An 18,196-nucleotide genomic window follows, 5' to 3' on the forward strand; every position below is an offset into this window, starting at 1 on the left:
TGGCGCTCGCGGCGGTGCTGGGCTGGCTGGCCGCGCATCGCGCCGTCATTCCGCTGCGCCGGTTGACCGCCGCGACGGCCGGACTCGGCGCGGGCCTCGCGGTGGAGACTCCGCGCCATCCGGTGGCCAGTGAGACAACGGAATTGGCGCAGGCCATGAACACCATGTTGGGACGGATCGCCACCGAGCGCCGTCACACCGACGAGGCGTTGGTCACCGCCCGCGATTTCGCCGCCACCGCCGCGCACGAATTGCGCACCCCGCTCACCGCCATGCGCACCGACCTGCAGGTGCTGCGTTCGATGCCGCTGTCCGACACCGAACGCGCGGAGATCCTCGACGACGTGCTGAGCGCGCAGAGCTCGGTCGAGGCCACCCTGCACGCCCTGGAGCGGCTCGCGGTGGGCGATCTCACCACCGCATCCGATTGGGCGGATCTGGATCTGGGGGAGGTGGTCGACCAGGTGGTGGACGACGCCCGGCGGCAGTATCCGGGGGTGACGATCGGCACGGAGGGGGTCGAGACGATTCGCCTGCGCGGCTTGGCCGCGGGCCTGCGCTCGGTGGTCGACAACGCCGTCACCAATGCGGTGCGGCACGGCGGCGCGGATCGGATCGAGATCGCGGCGCACCCGGCGGACGGTCACGCGGTGCTGACCATCGACGACAACGGGAGCGGCATTCCCGCCGCGGATCGCGAGCGGGTCTTCGAACGGTTCTATCGGGCGAGCCCGACACCGGGCAGTGGCCTGGGTCTCGCGCTGGTGGTTCAGCAAGCCCGCTTACACGGCGGAACCGCGACAATCGGGGAAAGTCCGGCAGGCGGTGTCCGGCTGACCATCACCCTCAGCTGTGACCCAGCTGTTCCTCGTTCTCGTTGACGAGGTCCTCGAATTCGTCCTGGAGTTCCTGCATTTCGTCCGGGAAGACCCACTTCTTCATGGACCAGAATCGGAACGCCATTTGCAGCAGGTTGCCGACGATGAAGGCGCTGAAGAAGTCCGCGATGTTCTCGACGGTGAAACTCACATTGGGCTGACGGAGGTCGAACACATAGCTCGACACCCACAGCGGTAGCGCGGCCAGGCCGACGCCGATACCGCTGACCAGGAAGAACAACAGCGCTTCGTGGTGCTTCTCGCGACCACCGCGCTTGTCGAACGTCCATTCCCGGTTGAGGATGTAGGACACGATGACCGCGACGATTCCCGACATGATGCGGGCCACCGTGGGCTTGGTGTCCATGATCGTCCATTTCAGGACGTAGAAGATTCCGAGGTCGATGACGAACGTGGTCGCACCGACAATCGCGAACTTCAGGAGTTCGTAATGGCGGTCCGCGAGGGCCCGCAGCGGCGCGGGCAGGCGATTGACCACTTCATCGACAAATGACACGGGCCGAGTCTACGTCTCTCGGCTGGGCTGTGTCGGGCCGGTACAAATCGGGGCAGCGGCGTTTCGGGAGACTCGCCGATACCTGTCATGCGACCCACGGGCGAGCCGCCGGTGGGTGTCATGACAACATAGTGCAGCGTGAGCGCCCGTTCCTTCGATACCTCCGCGATGCCCACCGTCACCATGATCGGCGGCGGCCAGCTCGCGCGCATGACCCACCAGGCGGCCATCGCGCTGGGCCAGCGGCTGCGCGTGCTCGCCGAACGGCCCGACGACCCGGCCGCGCAGGTCACCCCGGACGTGGTGCTCGGCAGCCACCACGATCTGGCCGCGCTGCGCAAGGCCGCGATCGGTTCGCACGCGCTGACCTTCGACCACGAGCACGTGCCCACCGAGCACCTCGAGGCGCTGATCGCCGAGGGCGTGAACGTGCAGCCGCGGCCGCAGGCGCTGATCTTCGCGCAGGACAAGCTGCGCATGCGCCGCAAGCTGGCCGAGCTGGACGTGCCGATCCCGGCCTACACCGAGGTGAACTCGGTCGCCGACGCCGTCGCCTTCGCCGACGAGCACGGCTGGCCCTTCGTGCTGAAGGCGGTGCGCGGCGGCTACGACGGCCGTGGCGTCTGGATGCCCGCCGACGCCGCCGAGGCCACCCCGATCATCGAGGACCAGCTGGCGCACGGGGTCTCGCTGATGGCCGAGGCCAAGGTGGATCTGAAGCGTGAACTGTCGGCCATGGTGGCGCGGTCCCCGTTCGGTCAGGCCGCGGCCTGGCCGGTCGTCGAGACCGTGCAGCGCAACGGCCAGTGCGCGGTCGTGATCGCGCCCGCCCAGAACCTGCCGACGGCGAAGGCCACCGAGGCCGAGGCGCTGGCCCTGCGGCTGGCCGCCGAGCTGGGCGTCACCGGCGCGATGGCGGTGGAGCTGTTCGAGACCCACTCCGGCGAACTGCTCGTCAACGAGCTCGCGATGCGCCCGCACAACTCCGGACACTGGGGCATGGACGGCGCCTGCACCGGACAGTTCGAGCAGCACGTGCGCGCGGTGCTGGACTACCCGCTGGGCAGCACCAAGCCGCTGGCCCCGGTCACCGTCATGGCCAACATCCTGGGCGCGCCCGAGGCCCCCGAGATGTCGATGGACGAACGCCTGCACCATCTTTCGGCCCGTCTCCCCGAGGCCAAGGTGCACCTCTACGGCAAGGGTGAACGCCCCGACCGCAAGATCGGCCACATCAATGTCCTCGGCGACGACGCCGCCGAGACCCGGGAGAAAGCCGAGCGCGCGGCGCACTGGATGTCGCACGCGATCTGGACCGACGGATGGGATCCGCACCATGACTGACACCGCCCAGGTTGGCCTCATCATGGGGTCGGACTCCGACTGGCCCACCATGGAAGCCGCCGCGGAAGCGCTGGCCGAGTTCGGGATCCGCTTCGAGGTGGGCGTGGTCTCCGCGCACCGCACCCCGCAGCGCATGCTCGACTACGCCAAGACCGCCGCGGACCGCGGCATCAAGGTGATCATCGCGGGCGCGGGCGGCGCGGCGCACCTGCCGGGCATGGTCGCCTCGGCCACGCCGCTGCCGGTGATCGGCGTCCCGGTGCCGCTGAAGTACCTCGACGGCATGGACTCGCTGCTGTCGATCGTGCAGATGCCGGCCGGTGTGCCGGTCGCCACCGTCTCCATCGGCGGGGCCCGCAACGCGGGCCTGCTGGCGGCGCGCATCCTGGCCACCGCGAACCCCGAATTGCGTTCGCGCATGGAGCGATTCCAGGCCAACCTGGAAACCCTCGTCCTGGAGAAGGACGAAGCGCTGCGGACCAAACTGCTGGGCTGAGCCACCGGGCTCCCGCGCCGGGCTACCGTTGGCGGATGCCCAACGACCAGCCCGCGCGGCCGCGCGCCGACGCGGATTCGACCGAACGCCGATTGACGGTGGTGGACCAGGCGCTGCGGTTGTTCGCCGAGAAGGGTTACGAGGCAACGACGGTCGACGAGATCGCGGAGGCCGCGGGAATCTCGCGGCGTACCTTCTTCCGGCAGTTCCGGTCCAAGGAGGATGTGGTCTTCGCCGATCACGAGTCGCAGCTGACGCAGGCGCGGGCCTTCCTGGAGGCCGCGCGCGGGGATGCCTGGGATGCCGTGTGCGAGGCCGTGGTCGAGGTGTTCGAGCGGTTCACGCAGTGGCGTGACCTCGCGGCTCGCCGCTACGGGGTGGTGCGGCAGGTGCCGACCCTGCGCGAGCGCGAGATCGTGACCGTGTTCCGCTACGAGCGGTTGTTCACCGATTACCTGCGCCGGACGCTGCCGGGGACTTCGGATCTGGCGCTGGTGCAGTTCACCGCCGCGGTGACGGCGACCCACAACTATCTGCTGCGGCGCATGGTGCGCGGCGAGTCCGCGGCCAGTCCGGAGGATCTGCGATCGGCGCTGGCGGCGATTCCGCGTGGGGGAGCGGGCCGCGAGGCGGCGGCGGGTTCGGATCAGATGGTGGTGGCGGTGTTCCCCCGTGACCTGGCGCCTCGGCAGGTCGCGGACCTGCTGGCCCGTCGTCTCGATACGCTGTGAAGTAACCGCGGTGCGGTATTTGACACTGCGTGCCACAGCGTTGTGACGAAGTACCCGCACGTGGCCGCGATATCTCGGCGTATAGTTGGCTGCAAATGGCACTCAGTGCCGCATATGTTGGCGACGACCAGGAGACAACCCCATGGCGGGCAACCCCGATTTCAACCTGTTCCAGCTCGAGGACTTCCACCATGAGCTGCGCGAGGCCATCCGCGGCCTCTGTGAGAAGGAGATCGCCCCCTACGCGAAGGACGTGGACGGCAACGCCCGCTTCCCCGAGGAGGCGCTGACCGCCCTCAACGCGGCCGGCTTCAACGCCGTGCACGTGCCCGAGGCGTACGGCGGCCAGGGCGCCGACTCGGTCGCCACCTGCATCGTGATCGAGGAAGTGGCCCGCGTCTGCGGTTCCTCCTCGCTGATCCCCGCCGTCAACAAGCTCGGCACCATGGGCCTGATCCTGAACGGTTCCGAGGAGCTCAAGACCAAGGTGCTCGCCGACATCGTCGCGGGCAAGATGGCCTCCTACGCGCTGTCCGAGCGTGAGGCCGGCTCCGACGCCGCCTCCATGCGCACCCGGGCCCGTCAGGACGGCGACGGCTGGATCATCAACGGCTCCAAGTGCTGGATCACCAACGGCGGCAAGTCCGACTGGTACACCGTCATGGCCGTGACCGACGCCGACAAGGGCGCCAACGGCATCTCCTCGTTCATGGTCCACAAGGACGACGAGGGCTTCGTGGTCGGCCCGCTGGAGCACAAGCTGGGCATCAAGGGTTCCCCGACCGCCGAGCTGTACTTCGAGAACTGCAAGGTTCCGGGCGACCGCATCGTCGGCGAGCCGGGCACCGGTTTCAAGACCGCGCTGCAGACCCTGGACCACACCCGCCCGACCATCGGCGCGCAGGCCGTGGGTCTGGCGCAGGGCGCGCTGGACGCCGCGATCGCCTACACCAAGGATCGCAAGCAGTTCGGCAAGGCCATCGCCGACTTCCAGAACACCCAGTTCATGCTGGCCGACATGGCCATGAAGGTCGAGGCCGCCCGCCTGATGGTCTACACCTCGGCCGCCCGCGCCGAGCGTGGCGAGAAGAACCTGGGCTTCATCTCCGCGGCCGCCAAGTGCTTCGCCTCGGATGTGGCCATGGAGGTCACCACCAACGCCGTCCAGCTCTTCGGTGGCGCCGGCTACACCACCGACTTCCCGGTGGAGCGCATGATGCGCGACGCCAAGATCACCCAGATCTACGAGGGCACCAACCAGATCCAGCGTCTGGTCATGTCCCGCCAGATCCTGCGCTGATTCCGCTCCGGACGGCGTGACGAACACCCGGAGGCGGCACCGACTTTCGTTCGGGCCGCCTCCGGTCGCTTCGGTCCAGGGTTGGGCTGGACCGAAGTTCGCGTCTACTGTGCCGAGAGGCTGCTCAGCAGATTGCTGATGATGCTGCCCAGCGGCGTCAGCGTCGAGCTGCCGGTGCTGGTCTGCGGCAGGCAGGTGGTGCCCTGCGGCGCGGTCTGCACGACGGTGACCGACACCGGTCCGAGCGCGGTGGCCGCGACGTGCGCCTCGGTGATGTAGAGGCTCCAGGTGCCGGTGGCGGTCCCCGAGGCCGGGATCGACTGCGACGGCGTCCACTGGAAGGTCAGGTCCTGCCCGGAGACCGAGGCCTGCGCGGCCGACCACCAGGTGACATTGGTGCCGGTGTTGGTGGCCTGCAGCACGAAGTTGTTGTCCCCGTACTGGCTCGCCATGGTGGCGGCGTCGGCGGCGGGCAGCGTGACGGTGTAGGTGGTGTCGGCGCAGTAGGCCGTCGAGGTGGTGATGGCGATCTGGGCCGAGGCGGCGGGGGCCATCGCGATGGTGACGGCGGCGACGGCCGCGGCCCCCGCGATTCCGGCGCCCGATCGAGCGAGAACCGACTTCTTCATGTGGACTGTGTCTCCCGAGTTGTCGAAAACCCCTGTGTCGAGGGGGCTTCGGGACACTAACCCGCCTGGTGAAATGTAAATACTTCACACAGCATGGAATCTGCTGTGAATCGCTGTGGACGAATCAGCGGTTGCCCGGATGACGCGCGGGATCGCGGCACGTCGAAAACTCTTCAATAGCTGGAGAATTGCTCCGGGAAACGGTTCGCCCTCGATGTGCGGCAGGGGGGTTCGCCAGAGTTTTTCTTTCCCGCTTCCTCAGGTGAAGCACGGATTCGAGGGCTGTTCGGGCCGGGATGCTGGGGGCACTATGGAGCCATGTCCGGAGTCGAAATCAACGACACCTTCGTGCGGCGGACACTGGCCGACGGGCGGGTGGAAGAGGTCGCGTGGACGGAGCTGGCGGAAGTGCGCATCATCACCGCGGCGGACGGGCCGTTCGCCGGGGACGTGTTCTTCGTGCTCATCGGGGCGACCGGAAAGGGATGCGTGGTGCCCTACTCGGCCGCCGACACCGTGTTCCTGACGAAGTTGCAGTCATTGCCGGGGTTCGACGACGCGAAGGTGGGGGAGGCGATGGTGGGCAGCGCCGACCGGCACTTCCGGGTCTGGCAGCGCCGGCACCACCGCGCCAACTAGCGAATCAGGCCACCAGGTCTGCGTATTCGGGGTGCTCGCCGATGTACTTCTCCACATACCAGCAGGTGGGGATGACCGAGAAGCCCTCGGTGCGGGCGTCCCGCAACGCGTACTCCACCACCTGCGCGGCCACGCCGCGGCCCCGGAACTCGGGAAAGGTCATGGTGTGCTGGATATCGCGGACCTTGACGTCGCCGTCGACCCGCTCCGCGTAGTCGGCGTAGCCCGCGAGAGTGCCGTCGAGGTAGATCTCGTAGCGGGTCGCGTCGGCATTGTGTTCCAGCTTGGTGCTCATGACCTGTGTGAACTCCTCTGTGATGCTGATTGTTCCTCAGGGAGTTCGGGGAGCTCGGCCCCCAACCCTTTTGAGCGGGCTCACATCACCGCACCCGGATTGAGTATCCCGTTCGGATCCAGCGCATTCTTGATCCGGCGAGTGAGCCCCATCACGTCGGGGCCGAGCTGGTCGGGCAGCCACGGCTTCTTCAGGCGGCCGACACCGTGTTCGCCGGTGATGGTGCCGCCCAGGACGATGGCCAGATCCATGATCTCGCCGAATGCCAGATGTGCTCGTTCGGATTCTTCCGGGTCCGCCGGGTCGTGCACGATCAACGGATGGGTGTTGCCGTCGCCCGCGTGCGCGATGACGGAGATCAAAACCTGGCGGTTTGCCGCGATCTCCGCGATCCCGTTCACCAGGTCCCCCAGCCGGGGCAGCGGCACCCCGACATCCTCGAGCAGCAGCGGCCCCTTGCGCTCCACGGCGGGGATGGCGAATCGCCGTGCCGCGCAGAAGGCTTCGCCCTCCTCCTGATCGTCGGTGCGGAAAGCCTCTGTGGCCCCGGCCTTCTCGCACGCCGCCAGCATGAGGTCGGCCTCGTGTCCGGCGTGTTCGCCCGGGGCGTCGGAGCGCGCCACCAGCAGCCCGGCCGCCTGCCGGTCGAGCCCCATCCGCAGCTCGTCCTCGACGGCGTTGATGGCCACCGAATCCATGAATTCCAGCATGGAGGGCCGCAATTGGCCGGTGATGGCCAGGATGGCGTCGGTGGCGGCGGTGAGCGTCGGGAAGCTCGCCACCACCGTGGACTGCGGCGGTTGCGCGGGCAGCAGCCGCAGGGTCAGTTCGGTGATGATGCCGAGCGTCCCCTCGCTGCCCACGAACAGTTTGGTCAGCGACAGGCCCGCGGAGTCCTTGAGCCGCGGCCCGCCCAGTCGCACCGCGGTGCCGTCGGCCAGCACCACCTCCATGCCGAGCACGTAATCGGTTGTGACCCCGTACTTCACGCAGCACAGCCCGCCCGCGTTGGTGGCCGCGTTGCCGCCGATCGAGCAGATCTCGAAGGAGGAGGGGTCCGGCGGATACCAGAGCCCCTTCTCGGCGACGGCCCGCTTCACCTCGGCGTTGAGCAGCCCCGGTTGCACCACCGCGGTGCGCGTCACGGTGTCGACGCTGATCGCACGCATCTTCTCGGTGCTCAGCAGCAGCGCCCCGTTCTGCGCGGTGGCCCCGCCGGAGAGCCCGGTGCCGGCCCCGCGCGGCACGATCGGCACCCGGTGTTCGGCCGCCCACCGCACGGTGGCCGCGACCTGCCCGGTGGTGAGCGGCCGCACCAGCGCGAGCGCGGTCCCGGCGTCCGGGTCCAGCGCCCGGTCCTGCCGATAGCCACCCAGGACATCCGGATCGGTCACCACCATGCCCGCGGGCAGTAGCGCCCGGAGGCCGTCGATATCGGAGATTTGGCCCGTCACGGTTCCGAACCTACGCGGTCGGGCGGGCACCGGGGCTGAACCGGACATTCCCGCGCAGTACACTGCCGCGGTGTCCGATGCCAAGCTCGAAATCCACATGCTGCACGACCGCGTCATGGTCAAACTCAGCCCCGAGGCGGGCGAGCGGCGCAGCAGCGGCGGCATCCTCATTCCCGCCACCGCCCAGGTCGCCAAGCGCCTGTCCTGGGGTGAGGTGTGCGGCGTCGGTTCGCACGTGCGCGCGGTGAGCGTGGGCGATCAGGTGCTGTTCAGCGCCGATGACCAGTTCGAGGTGGAGATCCAGGGGCAGGCGTATTACGTACTGCGCGAACGCGATCTGCACGCCGTCGCCAACACCCACCCCGAACACGGCACCGGCCTGTACCTGTAGCTCAGGCCGTCTTCACGATGCCACCGTCGATGACGTAATCCGCGCCGTTGATGATCGCGGCCCGCTCCGAGGTCAGGAACGTCACGAGCGCGGCGATCTCGTCGGCCTCGGCGATCCGGCCCGACGCGATGGCGAACTGTGTCGGGATAGCCGCCAGGAAGTCCTCCTGCGTCACGCCGTTCGCCGCGGCGAGCCGGGCCCCGAGATGGTCGGGCCCACGCCAGATGTCGGTGCCGACCGGGCCCGGTGACACGGTGTTCACGCGCACGCCCCGCGGGCCGAACTCCTCGCTGAGCCGCTTGCCGAAATTGGTGAGTGCTGCCTTGGCCTCGCTGTAGCCGGCGGGACCGGATGCCGGCATCCGCGCGTTGATCGAGGACACGGTGACGATCGCGCCCCGGCGCTCGATCAGGCTGGGCAGCGCCGCGCGGGTGGTGGTGACCACGCCGAACAGGTTGAGGTCGAACAGTTTTCGCCACTGCTCGTCCGGGATGTCGAGGAAGCCGCCCAGGGCCAGTTTGTCGGCGTCGCCGCCGCCGACATTGTTGACCAGGATGTCGAGGCCGCCGAGCTCCTCCAATGCCGCCGTGACCGCGGCGAGTGCGCCCTCAGTGGTGCTGAGATCGGCGGAAATGGTTGCCGCCGCGACTTTTTCGAGCTCGGGAGAGATGGTGCGAGCCACGCCCACCACGCGCACGCCTTCGTCGGCCAGCGCTTCGGCCACCGCGAGTCCGATGCCCCGGCTGGCGCCGGTGACGAGTGCGGTCTTGCCGTTCAGTCCGAGATCCATGATCCGTACCTTTCTTGAACTGTGGGTCAAAAACTGGGGTAAAGGAAAAGGCCGCACGGGTGCGGCCCGGAGTCAGAGGGTGGACAGGGCGGTGTCGATGATCCGGTACAGCGTCTCCGCGTCCGAGACCTTCGTGGTGATGCGGAGTCCGCCAACGGTATTCATCAGGAACTCGCTGTACGCGCGGGCGTCGATCTCGGCCCGGACGTCGCCGTCGCGCTGCCCCTGCTCGATGCGTGCGATGAACGCCTCGACCATGTGCTCGACCGCGGCGGTCACGGCGGTGGTCGCCTCGGTGTCGTGCCCGCCGAGTTCCATGGCGGTATTGGCCACCAGGCAGCCCCGTCGTACCGGCCGCGCCAGATCGCTGTCCACGACCAGCCGCATCCACGCCCGCAATCGTTCCTTGGTGGTGCCGGGCTGGTTCAGCACGTCGTTGGCGAGTTCCGTGCCCATCCGGTCGTAGCGGGCCATGCACAGGTCGAACAGTTCCCGCTTGCTCCCGAAGGCGTTGTAGAGACTGCCTTTCGCGACTCCGGTAGCGTCGGCGAGCTGTGCGGGTGAGGTGTTGGCGTACCCATGGGTCCAGAACGCGTCCATGGCGCGGTCCACCACCGTGTCCGCGTCGAAGTTGCGTGGCCTGCCCATGTGATTGAACCTAGCCGTTTTGAACCTGGAGGTCAATAACTATGGGACTCAAACTGCTCGTCCGGGGCGCGCTCATCCTGGCCGGGCTGGTGCTGATCTCGACCGGTCTGTACGTGCTCATGAACTCCCGCACCTATCAGGTGGCGGGCCGCCTGGTCGCCCGCGTCGACACCGCCGACAAGGTCGTCGCCCTCACCCTCGACGACGGCCCCACCGACCGCACCCCCGCGATCCTGCGGGCTCTGGCCGACGCGGGCATCCCCGCCACCTTCTATCTCATCGGCAGCGAACTGGCCGACCATCCGGACCAGGGCCGCGCCATCGCCGATTCCGGCCACGAGATCGGCAACCACACCTACCACCACGAACGCATGATCTTCGTGACCCCCGGTTTCGTCCGCGACGAGGTCGAGCGCACCGACGCCGAGATCGCGAAAACCGGCTACCGGGGCCCGATCACCTTCCGCCCGCCCAACGGTAAGAAGCTGATCGCTCTCCCGTGGTACCTGTCCAAGCACAACCGCACCACCGTCACCTGGGACGTCGAACCCGACTCCGGCAAGACCCCCACCACCGACGAGATCGTCACCGAAACCCTCGCGAACGTCCGCCCCGGCTCGATCATCCTGCTGCACACCATGTATCCCGCCGGCGACCCCTCCCTCGCCGCCATCCCACGCATCGCCGAGGCTCTCCGGGAGCAGGGCTACCGCTTCGTCACCGTCTCCCAGCTCATCGACAAGCCGTGAAACGCCGACGGCCCGCATCCCTTCCGGGATGCGGGCCGTCGCGGTGGAGTCGCGGTTACAGCGCCTTCAGTTCCTCGGTGACCGCACCGACGGACTTCTTGGCGTCGCCGAACAGCATGGAGGTGTGGTCGGCGTAGAACAGCGGGTTGTCGATGCCGGCGAAGCCGGAGTTCATCGAGCGCTTGAGCACGATGACCGACTTGGCCTGGTCGACGTTCAGGACCGGCATGCCGTAGATCGGGGACGTGGAGTCCTCGCGGGCGGCCGGGTTGGTGACGTCGTTGGCGCCGATGACCAGGGCGACATCGGTGCGGCTGAATTCGCCGTTGATGTCGTCCATTTCCTTCATGGCGTCGTAGGACACCTCGGCCTCGGCCAGCAGCACGTTCATGTGGCCGGGCATACGACCGGCGACCGGGTGGATGGCGTACTTGACCTCGACGCCCTTGGCCTCGAGCAGGGCCGCCATCTCCTTGACCGCGTGCTGGGCCTGGGCCACGGCCATGCCGTAACCCGGGACCACGATGACCTGGTTGGCGTAGGCCATCTGGATCGCGGCGTCGGCGGCGGAGGTGGCCTTGGCCTGCTTCTGCTCGCCGCTGCCGCCCGCGCCGGGAGCCGTTCCGCCGCCACCGAATCCACCGGCGACGATCGCGGGGATGGACCGGTTCATGGCCTTGGCCATCAGGTTGGTCAGGATGGTGCCGGACGCGCCGACGATCATGCCCGCCACGATCATGGCGGTGTTGTTCAGCGCCAGACCCGCGGCCGCCGCCGACAGACCGGTGAGGGCGTTGAGCAGCGAGATGACGACCGGCATGTCCGCGCCGCCGATGGGCAGCACGACCATCAGGCCCAGGATGCCGGCGAGCACCAGCACCGCGATCATCCAGTACTGCGGCACACCGTCATTGGTGGCGCCGATGCCGATGACCACGGCCGCGGCGATCGCACCGGCGAGCAGCAGCAGGTTCAGCGGCTGCTGCAGGCGGCCGACGGTGATCGGGCGGCCCGACAGCAGTTCCTGCAGCTTCGCGAACGCGATGCAGGAGCCCCAGAACGAGACCGAGCCGATGATGGCCGCGAACAGCGAGGCGATCACGATGTGCACCGACGGCTGCTCGTGCACCTGGGAGAAGCCCTTGGTGTCGAGGAACTCGGCCCACGCGATCAGCGCGACCGTGCCACCGCCGACGCCGTTGAACGCCGCGACCAGCTGCGGCATGGCGGTCATCTTGGTGAACTTGGCGGGCGGCACGCCCAGGCCGATGCCGACGACCAGACCGGCGACGATCAGGATCCAGTTGTTGGTGTGCCGGATGGAGATGAGCGTCGCGACGACCGCGATGCCCATGCCGACCGCGGCGATCCAGTTGCCGCGCACCGCGGTCTTGGGGCCGGTGAGGCCCATCAGACCGTAGATGAACAGCGCGAACGCGGCGATGTAGAGAACGTTGACCAGATTGTCCATGACTTAGTGGCCCGCCTTCGCAGTCTCATCGCTTCGCTTCGCTTCGCCCGCAGCAGGCTTCTTCGCCTTGAACATGCCCAGCATGCGGTCGGTCACGACGAAACCGCCGATGACGTTCAGGGTTCCGAACACGACGGCGACGAACAGGATGATCTGCATCAGGACCGAGGGGTGCTCGATCTTGCCGAAGACCACCAGCGCGCCGAGCACCACGATGCCGTGAATGGCGTTGGTGCCCGACATCAGTGGCGTGTGCAGGGTGTTGGGCACCTTGGAGATCACGGCGAAGCCGACGAACCCGGACAGCACCAGGATCGCGATGTTCGCCAACAATTCGGTGTACATCAGGCTTCCACCTTCTGAGCGCTCTGCTCGCTTCGCTCGCGCGTGACGCAGGAATCCGCCAGCACCTGATCCTCGAAATCGGGTGCCAGGGCACCGTCTTTGAGCATGAGTTCGAGCAGGGCGGCGATGTTCTTGGAGTACAGCTCGCTGGCGTGCTCCGGCATGGTGGCCGGCAGGTTCAGCGGCGAGGCGATGGTGACGCCGTGGCGCACAACGGTTTTGCCGGGTTCGGTCAACTCGCAGTTACCGCCGGTCTCGCCGGCCAGATCCACGATCACGCTGCCGGGCTTCATGCCCTCGACGGCGGCGGCGGTGACCAGGCGCGGGGCCGGGCGGCCGGGCACCAGCGCGGTGGTGATGACCACGTCGAAGCCCTTGATGGCGTCCTCGAGGGCCTGCTGCTGCTGAGCTTTCTCGTCGTCGGTGAGCTCGCGGGCGTACCCGCCCTCACCGGCGGCGTCGATGCCCAGGTCGAGCCACTGGGCGCCGACCGAGCGGACCTGGTCGGCGACCTCGGGGCGAACGTCGTAACCGGTGGTGCGGCCGCCGAGGCGCTTGGCGGTGGCCAGGGCCTGCAGACCGGCGACACCCACACCGAGGACCAGCACGGTGGCCGGCTTCACGGTGCCCGCGGCGGTGGTCAGCATGGGGAAGAATCGGGTGGATTCCGACGCGGCGAGCAGCACGGCCTTGTAGCCGGCGACATTCGCCTGGGAGGACAGCGCGTCCATGACCTGGGCGCGGGAGATGCGCGGAATCGCTTCCACGGCAAACGCCTGCACGCCCGCGGCCTTCAGCGCACCGATCTTGGTGTCGGCGTTGCGGGGCGCCAGGAACCCGATGAGGGTCTGGCCCGGCGCGAGCTTGCCGATCTCGCCGTCATTGGGCGGCGCGACCTTCACGACGACGTCGGCGCTGTACGGATCGCCCAGCGTCGCACCGGCTTCGGTGTACGCCTCGTCCGGAATCAACGCGCCCAGACCGGCACCGGCCTCGACGATCACCTCGACACCCTGCTTCAGCAGGGCCGGAATGATCTTCGGCACCAATGCGACGCGTCGTTCGTCCGGGTTCGTCTCGCGAACCACTCCGACGCGCGCACCGCGGGGCGCAGCGGTCTGTGCGCTCTGCGTTGTGTCCACTTGTCAAACTTCCTTCTCGTGGTGAGCCCAGGCCACCTGTCGGTTCCAAGCCGTGTCACCGGTTGAACGGTGGTCCGAACTTACTGTGCAGTAAGTTCGTGAGAATTCTCGCAACTGTACCTGGTTCGCGGTGAGCGTAGCGGAGATGCCCATCACATGGTGTGGCGAGAAAACCGGACAACTCCATGCTCGGCCGGGGTTCTCCCGGCTTCGAACATGATCGAATCCCTGATGCTACTGGCCGGTAGCTCTCGGTCCGGTTGTGCCCGTGTCGGGGTCGAGTAGGGGGTGTACCGCATCACCTGTACGCCGTAATGTCTGCATGGTGAGTGGCTGCATCTTCTGCCGGATCGTCGCGGGCGACGCACCCGCGACCAAGATCTTCGAGGACGACCATCTGGTCGCCTTCCTCGACGTCCGGCCGATCACCCGGGGGCACACCCTGGTGATCCCCAAGCGGCACGCGACCGATCTCGACGAGCTCGACCCGGAGATGGGCGCCCGCCTGTTCGGCTTCGGCCACCGCCTCGCCAAGTCCATGCGCCGGGCGGGCCTCACCGCCGACGGCGCGAACCTGCTCATCAATGACGGCAAGGCCGCCTTCCAGACCGTTCATCACGTGCACCTGCACGTGATTCCCCGCCATCACGGCGACACCCTGCGCTTCGCGAAGGGCTTCGTGCTGCGCCGCCCGCACGACACCGAGCGCACCGCCGCGGCACTGCGAGCCGGACTGGACCGGCTCGCCGACGAGGAGAGGGAGACCACCGCATGACCGACACGGTGCCGGACCGCGCCGAGATCACCGCCCTTTTATCCGACCAGTGGGACGCCCTCACCCGGCTGGTGGACGGGCTGGACGAAAACCGGTGGCGCACGTCATCGCCGCTGCCGGGCTGGACGGTCTTCGACGTGATCGCCCACGTGGTCGGCACCGAATCGCTGCTGCTGGGCGAGCCGACCCCCGACACCGAGGTGTCCGGCGAGCACATCCGCAACGACATCGGCGCGCTCAACGAGAAGTGGATCGAATCCCTACGCCCCCTAGCCGGGACGCAACTGCTGGAGCGTTTCCTCGACGTCACCGGCCGCCGCCTGAAGGCCCTCGAGCAGACCACCCCGGAGGCGTGGGCCGAGCTCGTGCCGACCCCGGTGGGCATGGCCCCCTACGGCCGGTTCATGCGCATCCGCCTGTTCGACTGCTGGATGCACGAGCACGACATCGCCGATGCCCTCGGCGTCTCCGTCGATGAGGGCGGGGCGCGCGGCGCCCAGGCCTACGCCGAACTGCTGACCGCTCTCGGCAGGGCCGCGGTCAAGGGCGCGGGCGCGCCGGACGGTTCGCGCATCACCTTCGAGCTGACCGGTCCGGTGCCGCAGACCCTGCACGTGGCGGTCGACGGCGGCCGGGCGAACCTGGTCGAGGCGCTCGACGGTCCGGCCACCACGGTCGTCACCCTGGACTCGCGGCTGTTCGCCCGGCTGCGCGGCGGCCGCACCACCGCCGACGCGCACGCCGGGGAGATCACCCTCGCCGGTGACACGGACCTCGGCAACCGCCTGGTCCGCAGCCTCGCCTTCACCATCTGACCCGTGCGACTGTTCCTGTCCAGCTACCGCTTCGGCGCGCACCAGCGGCGGTTGCTCGAACTGACCGGTGCGCCCGGCCCGGTGGCCGTCATCGCCAATGCCTGTGACGCCTGGCCCTCGGCCTGGCAGAGCGCGGTCGCGAGCGATCTGGTCCCGCTGCGCCGCGTGGGTTTCCAGCCCGAGGTCCTGGACCTGCGCGACTACCTCGGCCGCCCGGACGAGGTGGAGCGACGGCTGCGCGAGTTCCCGGCGGTGTGGGTGCGCGGCGGCAACACCTTCGTGCTGCGCGCCCAATTCGCCCGCAGCGGAGCCGATCTCGCCCTGAGGAAACTGCTCGCCGAGGATGCCCTGGTGTACGCGGGTTACAGCGCGGGAGCCTGCGTGATGACCCCCGACTTCCACGGCATCGAGGCCATCGACGACCCGGACGAGGTGCGCACCGCCTGCGGTGTCGAGCCGCGCTGGGACGGTCTCGGCCTGGTCGACCGCCGCATCGTCCCGCACCTGGATTCCCCGACCGACCCGCAGGGCCTGTCCCGGAAACTGGTGCGCGACTACGTCTCCGAAGGAATTCCGCACTGGGCGCTCACCGACGACCACGTGGTCGTCGTCGACGGTGAGAGCACCACGGTCCTGACCTAGGACATGGAAAAAGCCTGCGCACACCGAGGAGGGCGCAGGCTTTCCGGGATGTCTCGGGATCGGGTTTCAGGGCGAAGCCGGCCGGGAGGCGGAGGCCCGAGTGACGAGAGCTGTCAATTCCCCTTGTGGCGCAGGCCGTGTCCCAGCGCGACCGCCGCCGCGCCGAAGGCGCCGACGGCCAGGGTCGCGAAGCTCGCGACGTACGCGCCCTCGGTCGGCACGGCGTGCGCGCCCAGCTTCAGCACGTGGGCGGTCAGGATAGAGCCGGTGATCGCGCCCGCGATCGAGCCGCCCGCGGTCCGCACCAGTGAGTTGATGCCCGACGCGATGCCGCTCTCGCTCATCGGCACGTGCTGTACGGCGAGGGTGCCCAGCGCCGCGTAGCCGATGCCGAAGCCGATGCCCTGCAGCGCGTTCGCGATGACCATGTCGTAGCCGTGGCCGTGCGAGAAGGCCAGCCAGCCCATCGACAGCCCGGCGAAGGTCGCGCCGATGGCGAGGGTGTAGGCGGGTCCGATCTTGGCGGAGATGCGGCCGGTGTTGAAGGAGAAGAAGGTCATCAGCGCAGCGCTCGGGATGCCGTAGAGGCCGACCGACAGCACGGTCCCGGACAGGCCGTAGCCGACTTTGTCCGCGGGTGTCTGAATGAAGTTGGAGACCAGCGAGAACGCGCCGAACATGGAAAAGCCGAGTAGCGCGGAGGCCACGTTCGCCGACAGCGACTGCGGGCCGACGAGCAGCTGCAGGCGCACCAGCGGCTGTTCGACCTTCAGCTCCACGAACACCCAGACGGCGGTGAGCACCGCGGCGGCCGCGAACATGCCGATGACCGAGGTGGAGCCCCAGCCCCAGCGCGGGCCCTCGCTGATGCCGAGCAGCAGGCAGATCAGCAGCGCGGCCAGCAGGGCCGCGCCGATGAAGTCGGGCTTGCCGCCGTGGCGAACGCCATTGTTCTTGGCGCTCACCTGGATCAGCACGGTGGCGACCACGCCCAGACCCGCGGTCAGCCAGAAGACCGGGTGCGGGTCGGTGGTGTGGTCGGCGATGACGCCGGTGGCCAGCAGGCCGATGGTGCCGCCGACGCCCATGGTGCCGGACACGACTCCGATTGCGCGGACCAGTCTTTCGCGCGGGAACGTGTCGCGGATGATGCCGATGGCGAGCGGGATCATGGCCGACGAGATGCCCTGCAGCGCCCGGCCGATGATGTAGACGGGCAGCGTGGTGGCGAAGGCGCACACGACCGAGCCGACGATGAGCACGCCCATGGTGACCATGACCATCGGCTTCTTGCCGTACATGTCGCCGAAGCGGGAGAGCAGCGGCGTGGCGACCGCGCCGGAGAGCAGCGCGGCGGTGAACAGCCAGGTGACCCCGGCGACATCGGTGTGCAACTGCACGATGAAGCGCGGCAGCAGCGGAATCACGACGGTCTGCTGCAAGGACACGACCAGACCGGCCGCTGACAACGCGAGCAGGGTGAGGCCGAGGTGGGCCTTCGAAGGTTCGACGGGTTTCGACACGTCGACCTGACCGACAGCGGTCGTAGTCATGAAATGGTCCTTTGGTTTACTTACCAAAATTAAGTAAATGGGTTTCGTAAGATAACCACATGCCGCGATCGGAAGCCATTCCCGCCATCGAAGTTGACGCAGCTCACATCGTCGAACTGGAACGCGCGCTGGCCCGTGTCGCCTACCTGCTGACCCGGGTCCGCCGCCACGACAAAGCCATGGTGCAGTGCGGCCTGACCATGGACCGGGCCAGCGTCCCGCTGCTGCGCCTGCTCGCCGACGCCCCCGAACCCATGCGGCTGGGCGAGCTCGCCACCCGCCTGGATGTGGAGGCCCCGCACGTGAGCCGCCAGATCCAGCGCCTGGAGAAGGCCGGGTACGTGGAACGCGTCCAGGACCCGGACGACCGTCGCGCCCAGCGGGTCGAACCCACCGCGTCGGGTCGCCAGGCCGTGGAGGCCGTGCGCGAGGTGATGCGCGGCTGGATGGCCGAGGCGCTCGCCGACTGGAGTCCCGAGGACCTGAAAGCCGTCGCCGTCCTCAATCACCGCATGGTGGACGCCTTTCTCGACCACGCCGAGGTGATCGGCGATCTGGGCGCCACCGCGCGCGAGCGCCCCTCGGCCTGAGC

The 18,196-nt window shown here is 68.3% G+C and carries 21 protein-coding genes and 1 pseudogene; 12 read left to right on the top strand and 10 right to left on the bottom strand.

Translation table 11 applies throughout. The features are described 5' to 3' along the window. Positions 1 to 164 precede the first annotated feature (164 nt). On the top strand, positions 165 to 881 hold the full coding sequence (locus tag ACFRAQ_RS29905) for a sensor histidine kinase (RefSeq protein WP_379105708.1): 717 nt from the start codon (positions 165 to 167) through the stop codon (positions 879 to 881). Here the strand turns inward: ACFRAQ_RS29905 and ACFRAQ_RS29910 are convergent. Further along, a pseudogene (locus ACFRAQ_RS29910) lies at positions 862 to 1,395 on the bottom strand (GtrA family protein); the annotation flags it as partial. The gene ACFRAQ_RS29905 and the pseudogene ACFRAQ_RS29910 sit on opposite strands and share 20 nt — an antisense overlap. Positions 1,396 to 1,533: 138 nt before the next feature. Here ACFRAQ_RS29910 and ACFRAQ_RS29915 point away from each other — a divergent pair. From ACFRAQ_RS29915 to ACFRAQ_RS29930, 4 genes are all read left to right on the top strand, one after another. After that, positions 1,534 to 2,739, top strand: coding sequence for a 5-(carboxyamino)imidazole ribonucleotide synthase (locus ACFRAQ_RS29915; protein WP_379105532.1), 1,206 nt, complete (start codon positions 1,534 to 1,536; stop codon positions 2,737 to 2,739). Next, positions 2,732 to 3,235, top strand: coding sequence for a 5-(carboxyamino)imidazole ribonucleotide mutase (gene purE / locus ACFRAQ_RS29920; RefSeq protein WP_357097664.1), 504 nt, complete (start codon positions 2,732 to 2,734; stop codon positions 3,233 to 3,235). Before ACFRAQ_RS29915 ends, purE begins: the two co-directional genes overlap by 8 nt. 35 nt (positions 3,236 to 3,270) lie before the next feature. Then, a complete protein-coding gene (locus ACFRAQ_RS29925) occupies positions 3,271 to 3,966 on the top strand; it encodes a TetR family transcriptional regulator (protein WP_379105535.1) in 696 nt (231 codons plus the stop codon). A gap of 142 nt (positions 3,967 to 4,108) precedes the next feature. Beyond that, complete coding sequence (locus ACFRAQ_RS29930; protein ID WP_357097668.1) at positions 4,109 to 5,266, top strand: acyl-CoA dehydrogenase; 1,158 nt, start codon at positions 4,109 to 4,111, stop codon at positions 5,264 to 5,266. Between the two features lie 104 nt (positions 5,267 to 5,370). Here the strand turns inward: ACFRAQ_RS29930 and ACFRAQ_RS29935 are convergent, their stop codons facing one another. Beyond that, on the bottom strand, positions 5,371 to 5,895 hold the full coding sequence (locus ACFRAQ_RS29935; protein WP_379105537.1) for a hypothetical protein: 525 nt from the start codon (positions 5,893 to 5,895) through the stop codon (positions 5,371 to 5,373). A 318-nt stretch (positions 5,896 to 6,213) separates the two neighbouring features. Between ACFRAQ_RS29935 and ACFRAQ_RS29940 the strand changes: the two genes are divergently transcribed. Beyond that, complete coding sequence (locus ACFRAQ_RS29940) at positions 6,214 to 6,534, top strand: hypothetical protein (RefSeq protein ID WP_357097672.1); 321 nt, start codon at positions 6,214 to 6,216, stop codon at positions 6,532 to 6,534. A 4-nt stretch (positions 6,535 to 6,538) separates the two neighbouring features. Here ACFRAQ_RS29940 and ACFRAQ_RS29945 read toward each other — a convergent pair whose 3' ends face one another. Together ACFRAQ_RS29945 and ACFRAQ_RS29950 are read right to left on the bottom strand one after the other, a co-directional pair. After that, on the bottom strand, positions 6,539 to 6,829 hold the full coding sequence (locus tag ACFRAQ_RS29945) for a GNAT family N-acetyltransferase (protein WP_379105541.1): 291 nt from the start codon (positions 6,827 to 6,829) through the stop codon (positions 6,539 to 6,541). Positions 6,830 to 6,909: 80 nt separating this feature from the next. Continuing rightward, positions 6,910 to 8,229 carry an FAD-binding oxidoreductase gene (locus tag ACFRAQ_RS29950; protein ID WP_379105710.1) on the bottom strand — a complete coding sequence of 440 codons (1,320 nt, stop codon included), beginning with the start codon at positions 8,227 to 8,229 and terminating at the stop codon, positions 6,910 to 6,912. A gap of 124 nt (positions 8,230 to 8,353) precedes the next feature. On the opposite strand from ACFRAQ_RS29950, the gene ACFRAQ_RS29955 reads away from it, so the two are divergent. Further along, complete coding sequence (locus ACFRAQ_RS29955) at positions 8,354 to 8,674, top strand: GroES family chaperonin (protein ID WP_379105543.1); 321 nt, start codon at positions 8,354 to 8,356, stop codon at positions 8,672 to 8,674. 1 nt (position 8,675) lies between these two features. Here the strand turns inward: ACFRAQ_RS29955 and ACFRAQ_RS29960 are convergent, their stop codons facing one another. Together ACFRAQ_RS29960 and ACFRAQ_RS29965 are read right to left on the bottom strand one after the other, a co-directional pair. Then, positions 8,676 to 9,464, bottom strand: coding sequence for an oxidoreductase (locus ACFRAQ_RS29960; RefSeq protein WP_379105545.1), 789 nt, complete (start codon positions 9,462 to 9,464; stop codon positions 8,676 to 8,678). A gap of 72 nt (positions 9,465 to 9,536) precedes the next feature. Further along, a complete protein-coding gene (locus ACFRAQ_RS29965) occupies positions 9,537 to 10,112 on the bottom strand; it encodes a TetR/AcrR family transcriptional regulator (RefSeq protein ID WP_379105547.1) in 576 nt (191 codons plus the stop codon). Between the two features lie 41 nt (positions 10,113 to 10,153). On the opposite strand from ACFRAQ_RS29965, the gene ACFRAQ_RS29970 reads away from it, so the two are divergent. Next, positions 10,154 to 10,861 carry a polysaccharide deacetylase family protein gene (locus ACFRAQ_RS29970; RefSeq protein ID WP_379105549.1) on the top strand — a complete coding sequence of 236 codons (708 nt, stop codon included), beginning with the start codon at positions 10,154 to 10,156 and terminating at the stop codon, positions 10,859 to 10,861. Between the two features lie 55 nt (positions 10,862 to 10,916). Here the strand turns inward: ACFRAQ_RS29970 and ACFRAQ_RS29975 are convergent, their stop codons facing one another. Genes ACFRAQ_RS29975 through ACFRAQ_RS29985 form a run of 3 tightly spaced genes read right to left on the bottom strand, consistent with a single transcriptional unit; the run spans position 10,917 to position 13,819 of the window. Further along, the gene (locus ACFRAQ_RS29975; RefSeq protein WP_379105551.1) at positions 10,917 to 12,332 is read right to left on the bottom strand and encodes an NAD(P)(+) transhydrogenase (Re/Si-specific) subunit beta; all 1,416 of its coding nucleotides are present in this window, start codon (positions 12,330 to 12,332) and stop codon (positions 10,917 to 10,919) included. Between the two features lie 3 nt (positions 12,333 to 12,335). Then, positions 12,336 to 12,677: an NAD(P) transhydrogenase subunit alpha gene (locus tag ACFRAQ_RS29980; RefSeq protein WP_379105553.1), complete on the bottom strand. Its 342-nt coding sequence runs from the start codon at positions 12,675 to 12,677 to the stop codon at positions 12,336 to 12,338. Beyond that, positions 12,677 to 13,819 carry a Re/Si-specific NAD(P)(+) transhydrogenase subunit alpha gene (locus tag ACFRAQ_RS29985; protein ID WP_379105555.1) on the bottom strand — a complete coding sequence of 381 codons (1,143 nt, stop codon included), beginning with the start codon at positions 13,817 to 13,819 and terminating at the stop codon, positions 12,677 to 12,679. Before ACFRAQ_RS29985 ends, ACFRAQ_RS29980 begins: the two co-directional genes overlap by 1 nt. A gap of 325 nt (positions 13,820 to 14,144) precedes the next feature. Here ACFRAQ_RS29985 and ACFRAQ_RS29990 point away from each other — a divergent pair, with 325 nt between their 5' ends. The 3 genes from ACFRAQ_RS29990 to ACFRAQ_RS30000 are packed head-to-tail and all read left to right on the top strand — an operon-like array spanning position 14,145 to position 16,051. Continuing rightward, entirely contained in the window at positions 14,145 to 14,594 is a 450-nt protein-coding gene (locus tag ACFRAQ_RS29990) for an HIT family protein (protein ID WP_357282123.1), read from the top strand. Then, the gene (locus ACFRAQ_RS29995) at positions 14,591 to 15,409 is read left to right on the top strand and encodes a maleylpyruvate isomerase family mycothiol-dependent enzyme (protein ID WP_379105558.1); all 819 of its coding nucleotides are present in this window, start codon (positions 14,591 to 14,593) and stop codon (positions 15,407 to 15,409) included. The genes ACFRAQ_RS29990 and ACFRAQ_RS29995 overlap by 4 nt, the downstream gene beginning before the upstream one ends. A gap of 3 nt (positions 15,410 to 15,412) precedes the next feature. After that, positions 15,413 to 16,051: a Type 1 glutamine amidotransferase-like domain-containing protein gene (locus ACFRAQ_RS30000; protein WP_379105560.1), complete on the top strand. Its 639-nt coding sequence runs from the start codon at positions 15,413 to 15,415 to the stop codon at positions 16,049 to 16,051. 113 nt (positions 16,052 to 16,164) lie between these two features. Here the strand turns inward: ACFRAQ_RS30000 and ACFRAQ_RS30005 are convergent, their stop codons facing one another. Beyond that, entirely contained in the window at positions 16,165 to 17,604 is a 1,440-nt protein-coding gene (locus ACFRAQ_RS30005) for an MFS transporter (RefSeq protein ID WP_379105562.1), read from the bottom strand. Positions 17,605 to 17,663: 59 nt separating this feature from the next. Here ACFRAQ_RS30005 and ACFRAQ_RS30010 point away from each other — a divergent pair, with 59 nt between their 5' ends. Next, positions 17,664 to 18,194: a MarR family winged helix-turn-helix transcriptional regulator gene (locus ACFRAQ_RS30010; protein ID WP_379105564.1), complete on the top strand. Its 531-nt coding sequence runs from the start codon at positions 17,664 to 17,666 to the stop codon at positions 18,192 to 18,194. Positions 18,195 to 18,196: the final 2 nt, after the last annotated feature.

This window comes from Nocardia sp. NPDC056611 (genome assembly GCF_042792755.1).
Taxonomy (GTDB): domain Bacteria; phylum Actinomycetota; class Actinomycetes; order Mycobacteriales; family Mycobacteriaceae; genus Nocardia.